9 protein-coding genes and 1 pseudogene are annotated in these 12,841 nt (G+C 42.7%); all 10 read right to left on the minus strand.

Annotated elements, in window-relative coordinates; translation table 11 throughout:
- Nucleotides 1-371: 371 nt before the first annotated feature.
- The 10 genes and pseudogenes from J2T58_RS04850 to J2T58_RS04890 all read right to left on the minus strand — a co-directional run bounded on the left by J2T58_RS04850 (nucleotide 372) and on the right by J2T58_RS04890 (nucleotide 12,813).
- A complete protein-coding gene (locus tag J2T58_RS04850; RefSeq protein WP_253487869.1) occupies nucleotides 372-1,598 on the minus strand; it encodes a glycosyltransferase family 4 protein in 1,227 nt (408 codons plus the stop codon).
- A gap of 88 nt (nucleotides 1,599-1,686) precedes the next feature.
- A complete protein-coding gene (locus J2T58_RS04855; RefSeq protein WP_253487871.1) occupies nucleotides 1,687-2,799 on the minus strand; it encodes a glycosyltransferase family 4 protein in 1,113 nt (370 codons plus the stop codon).
- Nucleotides 2,800-2,989: 190 nt separating this feature from the next.
- Nucleotides 2,990-3,781: an FkbM family methyltransferase gene (locus tag J2T58_RS04860; protein ID WP_253487873.1), complete on the minus strand. Its 792-nt coding sequence runs from the start codon at nucleotides 3,779-3,781 to the stop codon at nucleotides 2,990-2,992.
- 29 nt (nucleotides 3,782-3,810) lie between these two features.
- Nucleotides 3,811-7,074 (minus strand): glycosyltransferase, encoded by a 3,264-nt coding sequence (locus J2T58_RS04865; RefSeq protein ID WP_253487875.1) that lies wholly within the window; start codon nucleotides 7,072-7,074, stop codon nucleotides 3,811-3,813.
- Between the two features lie 140 nt (nucleotides 7,075-7,214).
- On the minus strand, nucleotides 7,215-8,525 hold the full coding sequence (locus J2T58_RS04870) for a class I SAM-dependent methyltransferase (RefSeq protein ID WP_253487877.1): 1,311 nt from the start codon (nucleotides 8,523-8,525) through the stop codon (nucleotides 7,215-7,217).
- Between the two features lie 11 nt (nucleotides 8,526-8,536).
- Nucleotides 8,537-9,211, minus strand: coding sequence for a Wzt carbohydrate-binding domain-containing protein (locus tag J2T58_RS11295; protein WP_436262632.1), 675 nt, complete (start codon nucleotides 9,209-9,211; stop codon nucleotides 8,537-8,539).
- 27 nt (nucleotides 9,212-9,238) lie between these two features.
- Nucleotides 9,239-9,667, minus strand: a pseudogene (locus J2T58_RS11300) (ABC transporter ATP-binding protein); the annotation flags it as partial.
- A 77-nt stretch (nucleotides 9,668-9,744) separates the two neighbouring features.
- Entirely contained in the window at nucleotides 9,745-10,527 is a 783-nt protein-coding gene (locus J2T58_RS04880) for an ABC transporter permease (RefSeq protein ID WP_253487881.1), read from the minus strand.
- The gene (locus tag J2T58_RS04885) at nucleotides 10,514-11,587 is read right to left on the minus strand and encodes a glycosyltransferase (RefSeq protein ID WP_253487883.1); all 1,074 of its coding nucleotides are present in this window, start codon (nucleotides 11,585-11,587) and stop codon (nucleotides 10,514-10,516) included. The genes J2T58_RS04880 and J2T58_RS04885 overlap by 14 nt, the downstream gene beginning before the upstream one ends.
- A complete protein-coding gene (locus tag J2T58_RS04890) occupies nucleotides 11,584-12,813 on the minus strand; it encodes a GDP-mannose 4,6-dehydratase (RefSeq protein ID WP_253487885.1) in 1,230 nt (409 codons plus the stop codon). The genes J2T58_RS04885 and J2T58_RS04890 overlap by 4 nt, the downstream gene beginning before the upstream one ends.
- Nucleotides 12,814-12,841 lie beyond the last annotated feature (28 nt).

A 12,841-nucleotide genomic window follows, 5' to 3' on the forward strand; every position in this document is an offset into this window, starting at 1 on the left:
ATACTGGCATTATATTTGTTTGTACATATAATTGTACTTTATGGTTTTTCAATATAATTAGGTGGTACTTTTACAAAGGGTTCGCAAAGTGAGATAATCAATCTCAATATTCATTATTTCACCATTTTCTTCTATGGCGGGTTCGGCAGATAGAAGAAGTGACTGATACAGGGGTTAAGTGCCGGATTCTCAATTATACAGACGAATTACAGGATATAACGCGGCTGTTTGGGTCTGGGGTGGAAAAATATTATGCGTGAAAAATTAGCTGCCGAATGTCGGTTATTTGGTTGGGGAGGATTGAACATTTATTTGATAAAATTATTATGAAATCATTATTAAAAAAATTATTTTTGAGCATTACATGTTGCTCAATCATATTTTTTCGCAAGATCTCCACAAGTATCCAAAATGTAATTAAAAAACTGATGCATACGTTCTGCTATATATGAGGGATCATGAAATCTGAAAACATATTCATGTGCATTTCTACCCAGTTCCATCCTTTTTTCATTATCATAGATGAGTGACAGGATTGCATCTTTCAGTGCATGTCGCTCCTCCACTATATCAACAGGTATTTTCATCACCACATTATCCGGAAGTTCTGAAAACCATGCATTGTTCGAAACAATGCATGATTTTCCTACAGTCAATGCCTGGATCAGTGTCATTGAACACTCCCCCATCGAAGGGTACCTGAGGTTTACAACAATATCGGAAGCACACAATAACTTTTCGTACTCTTCCATGGAAGTGAATCCAGTTTTTTTTATATGATTGCTTAATAATCCGTCAATATAGTTCCCTTCGCCAACCATGAGGTATGTTATATTGAGGGATGTGGTTGATACAATCTCATTAACAACTGATATAACCTGCTCATTACGCTTTGTCGGTGCTACATACCCAAAAGAAGAAATCAGAATATCATCCTCAGAAATACCGTACCGCCTTCTCTGTTCGCGGTTTTCTTCCAGAGAACAGTTTAGTGGCATAGCTGTATCTATTAGAAAGTTGATCGTTACAACCTTAGAGGGAGAACATCCGATATCAATCAGCATTTTTCGTGTCGACTCTGAATGTACAATGATTCCGGGTGCTGTTTCAATAAGTCTTCGGAGGAGCGGATATCGTTCCGGATGAGGATATTGCAGAGGAGGAAGATATCCTCTTAAAATATGTTTTACCGCATCTATACCCTCGATACCATAATTATAGAAGAATTCCTGGATATATTTCTCGCGATCATCCTTGTAGTTGAGAAAATATCCTGTAACCAGATAATAGATTACATAATCGTGTAGAATGACAATTCCCGGATGGTGGAGAAACGTCTCATATATCTCAGAATGAAACTCAGGATTGTTACCAATATTATATAGTACAACATCATAATTTTTCAGTTTTTCAGGGATTGATCGGTTATTTTTGTAATCTATAATATCATGGCGTTGAGAGAAGTGCGTGTTTGGCCTCTGGCCAAATACCCATACATCAATATCATAATATTTGCCCAGATATGGCAGGAGCAGTTCAGAATAGTTGGATATACCACTCTTCTGGGGCGGCAAGGGGCTGAAATATGCCATTTTCATCAGGTCATCACTCCGTAAAAAAATACAGCTTTATCAAAAGATGCCTCCCTGGGATCTTCCCGGACGCTTTTATATATCATTGTAATTTTCACCAGGATAATGTTGAAATTGATTGTTCAAATGCTGAGATAAACTCTTTTTTGATCTGTTCCTGAGAAAATCGTGACTGAGCGTTTTTCAACCCATGATGTCTGCAGAATCTATTGACTCTCTTATCAATATACAATGTGTAAAGAGCAGATGCTGCGAATTCATAATTAATTTGATCCAGGACAATCTGGTTTTTTCCTACGGTTTCACCAAGACCTGTTCCTCCATAGGTTACAACCGGAAGTCCAAGTCTCTGAGCCTCGATCAGAGGTACATACAATCCTTCATATTCACTCATACAGAGAAACGCATCACAACCAAGATAATATCCATAGAGATCGTTTGAAGGTACTGCATCGGTGAACGATACATAGTGCTGCATATTATTATTTTGTATCCATTCTTCAAGTTCATTGTAATATGACCCGGGTTGTGTATGATCAATTGGACCGACTAACCAGAGATGTATATTGGAGTCATAGAACTCAACATACTGTTTTATTATTTCGAAAAGATGAATATATCCCCTGTTTGGCATAACCCTCCCGGCAAAAAGAATGTTATTGCAATGATTATTGATCAAAGTATCAATGATGTGATATTCTGGCTCCTGCTGTTTAAGATCCTTTGTAAAAGGTGGGACAATAAACCAATCTGCATTAAGGCCGCAGTTGTGCAGGTGAATAGAGTCGAAATTTGAATTGAACCACCAAACGCACTTCCGATCCTGCTGGATCAAAGATGGTGTTTGAGTAAATCCCCTGTACCATTGCTCATAATACTGAGTTGAATAACTGTGAAAATATTCAGGTGGCGGAATACTATGATATTTCACGATTAATTTTCCTCGAAAGTCCCTCAATAGTTGGTTCCCATACTCCCAATTTGCACTATGGTGATATATGAGAAGCAAATTAGGATTACTGAGGACATTAGGAACACTTGCTGCGTCGATAGAATGGTTCTTTGCCTCTCCATTCACGTATTCCCCGAGAAATCCAACTTTATATCCCAATCCGGTGAGCGTATCATACATGCCAAGCAAGTCCTGGCCAATTAGCTCTGAGTCGTCAATAATCCTATGGGCAAGAAGTACTTCAATTGATGTCATTATCTGTCAATCACCACACAACGATTGCCAATCACCAAACCAGAGATAAACCTGATATGAATTAAGAGAGTAGCCACCATCGGATCCTAGTTTGTACCATGCGTATAGTGTAACCTGAAGTCACGAATTTGAGCTTCATCAAAGCAGGCAACTATATTTTGGTATTTCATTTGTGTAATATGGAGGTACATTACAGTATAACTATCACTTTTACAGTATAACTATCACTTTCGTTATGTAAATCAAGGTAATTCGATCCATCAACTGCCAGCAGAATCGGGAATAGTGAGCGAAGGAAATCAAAAAAATCCGGAACCGATGTCCTCTGGAATGCATTTAAACACCAGTGATTCAATTCCAGGACAACCAGAGGCATAAAGTTTGAAAGCGTCTGCTTACCCCCACGAAGAACATGTTCCTCAAATCCCTCGACATCGATTTTAATAAAGTCAATCTGTTGTAACTGAAGTGAGTTAACAACCTCGTCTAAGGTTTTAATAACAATCTTTTCGACGATGTGGCCAGTACTCGCCTGTGTCTGGTTCGAAACAAAGCCACCGGATCGATTCGACGGTGCGAATGTTAGGGTAGATTCTCCCGACTCCGATCCAAGTCCAATATTGTGAAGTATTATATTTGAATGCCCTGATTGGATGATATTTTGTTCAAGGAATCGAAACGTTGTTTGGGATGGTTCAAATGCATATACATTCTCCGATAACTCTCCAAAAAGGATGGCAGTACAACCTATATTAGCACCTATGTCAAAAATTACTGTACTATCCTTTGCCAAATGTTTAAAAAGCTCTACCATTTCCGGCTCAAAGCAATTGCGTATATGCTCAAGATAATCATCATCTGATGCGATTGTATATTCCTTTCCGCCTATGTCAACTTTCACTTCGCTTATCTGCCTATTCTCGTGTTTTTGTGAGATGAGATCGCCAATTTTCTGGTTTATTAATTCCAATATTTTCGCCATGATTCTAGATACCTCCTCAAGATAATGTGTCATTTTACGTTTTCAAACAATGGAACCTTATGAGAAAAGGCCATTGTTGAGTGTTTCTGAATTGAAGCTATAATATTCATCAATCGTTTTGACAATGAACTCCATTGGTGTTGCTCTATCCATTTTAATTGAGCGTCAGAGTGTATGTGCGTCTTCTGTAGAGAAGATATGATTCCAAGTGCAATCGATTCATGATCAGTTCCGGAGAGGTAGTAAATTATGGGTGCAACATCGTTAAATGTGATCAGGGGTGTGCAAAGGACTGGCTTTCCGGATGCCAGTCCGAGTCTCACGGCGTTACTTGATGCCTTATGTGCATACTGATAAGGATATACAATCACGTCAGACAGTGACAGAAGTGCAAGGGAATCTCTATCTTCCAAGTAATTGGTTATCAGTGTAATGTGAGCCTCAAGATTGAGATCCTGAATAAGAGATCGACATTCCTCAAGCAATGACAACGATTCCTGACTGGATACTGTAGTGCTAATGAGCAACAGATGAGATTCTGGAATCTGGTTATGGACTATTTTAAATGCATATAATAATTCGGTAATACCTTTATATGGTAATATATGGCCATATGATGCTATGATTTTTTTCTCTTGCAGATCCATATCTCTCTTCAGATTCTTTATATCAACAGATGGACATTCATCAACTCCATGAGGGAAAAGTGCCGTATTACAAATAATTCCATATTCTTTGAGCTGATTTAAATCATTGACACAGTGAACAAAAATTCTCTGGACTTTTCTCAGTGATTCACCAATACTCCTAAGTGAAACATTGTTGCCAGGATCATTATAATCTACAGTGGAATGCATTATTATGATGATAGCAACATCTTTCTCTGAAAGAGAATCAATGAATTTTCCGAATATACCAATATCAAAGAAGCCAAATTCAAAATGTATTAACAAAATATCAATATTTTTTGATACAACTTCAGAATATAATGAATCTAGGGAAGAATTGGGTATATTGTTCCAGTAATGGATAGCTTGATGTTGATCGTCTGATGGTTGAACTGGGGGAGTATTTGAAAAGACGGTTACATGAAATAAGGCAGGATCGAAAGAGTGTAATAGAGAACCTGAATATTTCGCAACCTGTTTTTTTGTCCCCCAGCCAGAGACCCATCCGAGCCGAATCCTGTCCCCTGGTTTGCTTTCAGATGAATCAAGGGCATGGACAAACTGATCAAGTCGTCTGGCACACTGATTCCATGTATATTGTTCTTGAATGGTTTCCTTTGCCCGTTTGGTTTTTTTCTGAATGAGATCGGGAGATTGGGAAGCGATCTCCTTCATAAGTGTGGCCAGATGTTCTGCATCCGGTTCAACCCAGACAGAATCGTTCAGCCCGATATGAGTCTCTGCATAAGCAAATGAATAGTCAATGAGCCATGCATTGTCTTTATCAGCAAAATCAAGCTGCCCTCCATAACCTGTAATAATAACTGGTAAACCAAACAACATAGCTTCTGCAAATGGGAGTCCAAAGCCCTCCCCTCTGGATGGACCAACATACGCATTGCATCTTTTGTAAAGATTTATAATATACCCATAGTCTAGATCCTCATCGATCAAAATGATATTCGGACAACTTTTCATATTCTTTCTATAATGGTGAACTTGATTTGAAACGGTATTCAGATAATGTGGAACTGTTTTAATAATCAGGGTTACATCATCCAGATTTGTAAATGCCATCGTGTATGCCTTTAAAAGCACATCAATACCTTTTCTGGGAAATCCAGACGATATATGGAGAAAGCGAAAGCCTTTACCAAGATTTTTATAATATTGCTTCTCTTTCACAGTTAAACAATGATCAACACCAATTCCCATGGTTATTATGGGTAAAGATACACCATTACTGATCAATAACTGGGTGACATAGTCTGACATTGTGGCAATGCCATCAAGATGTGCATAAAAACCATCAATATATTCACCTGGAAAACCTGACTCTTCCCACCCATAACTACCTAAGATGTTAATAGTTCCTTTCATATTGGAAACACGCGGAGGATAGAGATTTCTGATCACCGCATGAACATCTTGATTTGCTTTTCCTAAATCCCACATTTTTTGAATATCTTTTGGTAGCGGATTATTTGAAGGGTTATAATCCCCAAGACCGTCTGTAGAATGGAGAGTTACCTTATCAGGATATGTACCGTTCAAAGCTCGTGCAATCTCCCTGTTTACCATGGCAAGACTATAGCTGCTATCAAAGGGACCTTCTATTTGGTATTGAATTGAATCTGAATTCATATTTTGAATAAATTCATCAGGATAACAAGGGATATGAATATGGTTATTCTTGAAAAATGTTATTAACTTCTGGATGATAGAGGAAAGAGAGTATGACCGAAGGTGTTGCCGTTGCCGTTCAATGATTCTTCTTCGAATATTCTTATTTTGTGCAATATATTCTATTAATGAGGCTATTTCAAGATGGTTTTTTGTATTTAATAATAAACCTGAGTTTCCAAGTGTATAGGGAATGTTACTGGAGTTGTAGGCAATGACCGGAACATCAAATACCATCGCTTCAATAAGGGGGACGCCAAAGCCTTCATGTTCACTCATGGATACGAAGAGATCAGCTAACCGATAATATCCATATAAATCTTCTTCCGAAACCTTTCCAGTAAGATGAACAATCTCTGAAAGACCATATCGATCGACACTCTTTTTAAGTTCCTGATAATAGGGATCATTATGTTCATATCCCCCAACAAGATGGATTTTAAAAGGGATAGGAAATAGTGAACGAAGATAGTTGGCAACTATTACCAAATCATGCTGGCATTTATTGGGGGAAATTCGTCCAACGAATAATACATTAAAATAATAAGAGTTCTTTACTTCAATCTCCTGATTCCAATTCTTCTTCAGAATATCATCAATATTTATAAGAAGCGGGATTACTGTTGTATCTTTATAACCAAGCCCAATTAATTCCTCTTCATTAATGTGTGAGTCGCATATGGATGCTTTAATAACATTTTTCAACAAATCAAGTTGTTTTCTTCCCAACTGTGAATAATAATGATTTGGAGAACCCGCGGGGAAGAAATGATGAGGTGTAATATTATGATATATTAAAAATTTCTCATCTTCCACCTGAATAACCCAGTCAAGGATATCGTGGCCCATTGAATGATGAACCAATAGAATCTGATTTTCTTTTGATCTGTATTCTTTATATGAATACAATTCGTGCTTTAGTTCTGGCGCAACATGAAGCACATATATCTCTGAATTAAAGCCAAGTTGTCGAAGGATTTTTCGAGTAAATAACATCGAGTTAGTAACTGCATCACCGTATGCAGATCCTGCATGAAATTGATGAATAGAGTGTATATTACGCACTAATGGTTCAACCCCAATTATTTCTTCCCCACAACAACATAATCCTGGGCACCATACAAAATTCCATTCAGCATCTCAATATTCCTGTTATACACCTCAACCCGATGCCGCTCCATCTCCCCCATCGCTCCACCAATCTCATCACTAACAGGAACCTTCTGAAGCCGTGCCTCGTCTGTGACAGGCGAAAGGAAATTGACATCAATCTCCCGGAAACCGGCATTATCGAATAAGAACCGCAGCGTCTCCGGGTGCACCGGCTTGACATGCGTCAGGTCGATGTAGAAGTTGGCAAATGACGTGAATGAGAGCGGGTTCACCGTCTCGGCAACAAGGTAAAACCCGTACTTCAACTTCTGGTGGCAGAGCTGGAGTAGCCGGATCAAATACCCCGGTTCAAGATGCTCGACAACCTGGTCGATGAAGATGCCATCAAGACTTGCGTCCTCCAACTGCTCAAGATAGGTGAGGGCGTCATTCTGCTCCACCTCAAGCCCCCGCATCCGGCAGTAATCTACCATCGTCTCATCCAGATCCACGCCACGGGCACCGATCCCCTGCTCTTTCATCAGTTCGAGGAACTCGCCCCGGCCGCAGCCAATGTCAAGGACATTCCTGCATCCTTCGAAGTATGGAAGAAATGCATTTTGCCTGTTTTTAATGAGAGCGCGTGTTCCCCGGAACCGATCTTCAAACACGAAGTAGTTGATGCCACTTCCCTCTGATACTGAAGAGGTATTCTCCTCTGATGCGGGGGAGGGGGGGCTGGCTATCCGCCCCTCAAGCACCTTCGCAAGCCAGCCCTTGTTCTGGATGTCCGTGTCCATGGCAAGGAGAGCCGTTTCGACCTGCTTTCTTACTTCATCGGCGATCTCAGCCTGTATGTTGGATCGCAGATCATTCATTTCTGAGCGGATCAGTTCATGTACCTGACGATCAATTTCTGAAAGGCGCCCCATTAGACCCTCAATTGTCCGTGCAGTACATCGGTTAAACTCAGTCTGCTTCCAAATCACCGGGTCGACGTATCGCCGGACCTCGCCATGTACGAGATTCCGCCCTTTTACCAGGTATTTGCCGATATGTGGGCGGTGGGAAGAGATGAAATAGCTATTATTCTGGATATCCCAGTTGCCGGAGAGGTACGAGAGATCCCGGCTGTAATCCGGGGTGTGAGATGATATGGGATCTGATATAGGTTGTATTGAGTCCGGGTCAGCCGGAAGAAGTCCCGCTTCTTTCCGGCGCCGGATATTATCACGGATCTTCTGCATGATCTCTTCAACATTTATCTCGTCGTCGTGTATCTGAAATGGTGTATCGCTCATATGCTTCCTCGTTATTTCTCCCATCGACAGGGTACATCAAAGAGTCCTGCATCCCTTCCTGTTTGTATTATATCAAATGAATAGAGTTTATCAAGCCAGTCATAAGGCTGACCACTATGGCTGTGAACCGCAACGGTAAGCTGATACTTTCCAGCGAGCATCGGTATCCGGTCTACCAAGAGATCGATATGTCCATCACCATTGATATACCCTATGATAATATCTTTCAGCTCTGTATTCGTCCCATAAAGCTGCTCTCCTTTATCAGAGTATAGAGCAATTCCAAACACCGGATCCTCAATGCGTTCTTTTGATGAATAAAAGATCCTTATCGTCATCGGATCGAAGGTGTTGAACCGGATACTCTCAGCACCAAACTTATTGTAGAATTTAACTCCGGTGATCTCGACCTTACCATCACCCCAGCGTGTCCTCTCCACCTGTTCGGCAGGTGCTGCATCGGCTTCAGGTGCAGCTCCGGTTGGCTCTTCAGCTGATTTTCCATAGACATACCGGTCAATGACTTCGTTTGTATCCCCTAAAGCAACCTGCTCCCCCTTCTGGAGGAGGAGGGTGCGGTCACAGAACCGCCGGACAGAGCCGAGATCATGGGAGACAAAGACGATTGTGACGCCTTCGTTCCGGTAACGCTTGAGTACATCCATACATTTCTGCTGAAAATCCATATCACCGACAGCGAGTACTTCATCAAGGAGCAGAATTTCGGGATCTGTCTGGATTGCGGTTGAGAAAGCCAGCCGGACCTGCATCCCTGAGGAGTAATTTTTCAGTTTTGTGTCCCGGAAATGTGTAAGATCTGCAAATTCAAGGATCTCATCAATTTTATCCGCAATATCCCGGTGTGAAAGACCCATGATCGTACTATACATCTTGATATTTTCAACTGCGGTAAAATCAGGGTTAAAACCAACACCAAGCTCCAGAAATGGTGTAAGCCTGCGATGAACAGAAACTGATCCGGATGTCGGCCGCATGATCTGTGCCAGGATCTTCAGGAGGGTGCTCTTCCCGCTCCCATTCTCACCGATGATGCCGAGCATCTCTCCTTCTTCAACAGAGAAGGTGACATCATGGAGTGCAGGGAAGGTTTCATACTGGACAGGCCTTAGGAAACCGGTCAGAGCCTCAAATAATGTTGTCCGTTTCTCGTGAGGAATACGAAACTCCTTTCGCAGGTGTTCAACATCAATTGCGTTCATTACATCTCCTCCGCAAAACGAGGTTCATAGTGAGCGAAAATCAGGTATCCGACTGCAAGTGTAATGAGGGAGACAATTCCTGCATACAGAAGGCTTCCGATCGATGGAGGTGTTGCATAGATTATCACATTCCTTGCCTCAATGATGATATGGGCCATTGGGTTTAAAAGAAAGATATCACGAAGTCCTTCAGGAAAAATTGTAACCGGGTAAAGGATAGGGGTGGCAAAGAAACCTGCGGACAATACCACAGCCCAGATAAACTGGACATCGCGATACGAGACATTCAGGGCGGCCAGTGCAAGCGAAACTCCAAGAGCCAGGGTGAAGAGAATAAGCAGGATTGGGAGCACATACAACAGTGTTACTGATGGAGCTACCTTGAAATAGAGCATAAATAAGATGAAGACCAGGGACTCAAAGATGCTCATAAGGAGAGCTGTTATACAGAAAGATAGTACAAGAATATCTCGTGGGAAGTAAATTTTCTGTACAAGACCGGGTCTTCCAACAATTGCAGAGAGGCCAAATGATGTTGCTTTTGCAAAAAAGTTCCAGAGAATGATACCAAGGAGCAGGAAGAGCTGGTAGTACTCAACCTCTATCCGCATCAGGTTTGAAAATACTACATACAGTACTGTAAGCAATAGAAGCGGTTCAAGAAGCGACCAGAAGTATCCAAGAATGGAGTTTTTATATCTCTGTTTGAACTCACCCCAGGCAAGCGCCCGGATCAGAGCTCTATAATTATAGAGGGTTCTGATGTGGTTAAGAAACATCATTTATCACCCGCTGTATTTTTTCTGAAAAGACAATTGTATCAAACTCCTTCGCCCTCTTCACACATGCCTCCCGGTAACGCTCCGGCTCACTCGACACCTGCCTCACCGCCTCCGCAATCTCGCGTGCATCTGCGGAAACCAGCACTCCTGTTTCGGGGGTTACCGTCTCCCGGAAGCCGCCTTCATTCACCGCCACAACCGGCTTCCCGGAGGCCATCGCCTCGACCGGGGTCAGCCCGAAATCCTCGTCAAGGGCGGTACACACCAGGCCCCGGCATCGGCCATAGAGATCGAGGAGTTTCTCTTCCGTGACTTCGCCGAGGATCTCGACATTTGGGGGAAGATCCTTCATTAACTTCTCTGCATACATGCCTGCATGTCGATCACCTTCAGAATACCCTCCAACAATGATGATCCGCTTATCAGGTAGAGAGCGAAAAGCTTCGATCTGGAGATCTATGCGCTTTTCAGGATAAAAGCGGTTCACCGAGAGCCAGAAGTCACCATACTCTTTACAGTGGTACCTGGAGGTATCCACAGGAGGATAGATTACCTGAGCGTCCCGGTGATAGTACTGCTGAATCCGCTTCCTGACATTCTCAGATATAGTTACAATCTGGTCAACCTCCCTCACAGAACGCTGATCAAATCTACGATGGATGGTTGTCCAGAGCCGGAATGCCTGTCTGGATAAACAGTTCTGTCGTGAAAGAAAGTTTGTATAGAGATCATAGAATGATCTTTCGGGCGAGTAGCAGTACCAGATATTGGGAGAGTTGAATCTGGCAGCATAATGACTCCACATCCCGGTAAAAATAAAGAAATCATACTCATCAGAGAAATCAGCTGAGGCAAACTTCCAAGTTGTAGAGAGCTGTTTCAAAGGGGGAATTGTGATCGGAGATCCAAGACTTCTGATATGGACGTTCTTATCCAGTCTACATGCTGCATCAGGAACAGTTGTGATAATATCAGCCTTCAAAATATTGGCAAGGGTGATGGCAACCCGTTCCCCTCCCCCGATCGCCCCGAAATAGTCATGGAAGATCGCAATCTTCATGTTCGCCTGATCTCGTTCAGGTAATAGTTCAGTTGATCACGGACGATATCATCCACACTGAATTTTGTTGAAAACCCAAGCTTCTGTATTTTTGTGGTATCAGAGAAGAGGATCGGAACCTCGGCCGGCCGGAACCGATCCGGATCGAAGACGATCGGTATCTTCCGTGCACCGGAATAGACTGTAATACCGCCATCTTCAGCTGAAAAGTCAATCTCACCCGCAAGCATCATCGAATCGACCTTCGTCTTCTCAAATGGCACTCCAAAGACAGCAGATGAATCCCGCATCGTCGGTTCGCTGATAACCTTGCTATTCCGCACCGTCTCAATTTTATCCACCGGAATTCCGGCAGATTCAAGGCTGAGAAGAATATAGCTCAGAACCGAGGTCGTCCGCATGGATCCCTGGTTATAGACATCCCCAGGCAGCCCCTTCTCGGCCAACAGGCAGTAGCCGTGGATCGTATCAATGACATGTGACCAGTCCCGGAAGGCATTCACATTCCCGATGGTAATCTCTTTGATCTCACCTGCAACGAGTTTTGCCACCTGGTTTGTGATGACTGATGTAACAAACATCATACCGCGGCCCGCTCCTTCGTGGTTGAATGCCCGTGAGACGATCGCTTTTGTGCCATATGTATAAAAGTAGTTCCGCATCAGGTGATCGCCATAGACTTTGCTCACCGCGTAGGGGGACATCGGGCGGAGCGGGTTCGTCTCTTTGATCGGCACCTCCGGAATCGAGGTCGGTTCAGGGTAGATGGTGCCGTGGACAGCCTTCATCCGCTGGTACTGTTCCTCTGAACTGAAGACGAGGCCGTACTCTTCGGAAGATCCGGCAAAAATAATCCTCGGATCACAGTCTTTCAATCTGACCGCCTCAAGAAGGTTATTGGTCCCGATGGAGTTGATCTGGGCGGTCTCTATCGGGTGGGAAAAAGACCTGGGAACAAAAGACTGGGCTGCAAGATGGAAGATGACATCCGGGTCAGAGATATCAAGTGCAGTTGCCATCCCGGTTATATCCTCCAGATTTCCCTCGATGAAGGTGATGCTGTTTGCAATATTCTTCTCCCTGATATTATTTGGAAGGGAGCCATCTGCCCGGCGGCGGACAAGCCCGAAGATGTCTGCACCCTGATCAATCAGGTGACGGGCGAGATAGGACCCTGCAAAACCGCTGATACCGGTGATTAAAACATTCTTATTATTCCAGCTCATTGTATAGCTCCTGAATTAGGGGTACTGG

Origin of the sequence: Methanocalculus alkaliphilus, from assembly GCF_024170505.1 — an archaeon.
Classification (GTDB): Archaea; Halobacteriota; Methanomicrobia; order Methanomicrobiales; family Methanocorpusculaceae; genus Methanocalculus; species Methanocalculus alkaliphilus.

Bases quoted from the DNA above. Each gene is read 5' to 3' on its own strand.
- J2T58_RS11295 (WP_436262632.1), bottom strand. From the start codon at position 9,211: ATGGATTTTCAGCAGAAATGTATGGATGTACTCAAGCGTTACCGGAAC.
- J2T58_RS04885 (WP_253487883.1), bottom strand. From the start codon at position 11,587: ATGAAGATTGCGATCTTCCATGACTATTTCGGGGCGATCGGGGGAGGG.
- J2T58_RS04850 (WP_253487869.1), bottom strand. From the start codon at position 1,598: ATGAAAATGGCATATTTCAGCCCCTTGCCGCCCCAGAAGAGTGGTATA.
- J2T58_RS04870 (WP_253487877.1), bottom strand. From the start codon at position 8,525: ATGAGCGATACACCATTTCAGATACACGACGACGAGATAAATGTTGAA.
- J2T58_RS04855 (WP_253487871.1), bottom strand. From the start codon at position 2,799: ATGACATCAATTGAAGTACTTCTTGCCCATAGGATTATTGACGACTCA.
- J2T58_RS04860 (WP_253487873.1), bottom strand. From the start codon at position 3,781: ATGGCGAAAATATTGGAATTAATAAACCAGAAAATTGGCGATCTCATC.
- J2T58_RS04890 (WP_253487885.1), bottom strand. From the start codon at position 12,813: ATGAGCTGGAATAATAAGAATGTTTTAATCACCGGTATCAGCGGTTTT.
- J2T58_RS04880 (WP_253487881.1), bottom strand. From the start codon at position 10,527: ATGATGTTTCTTAACCACATCAGAACCCTCTATAATTATAGAGCTCTG.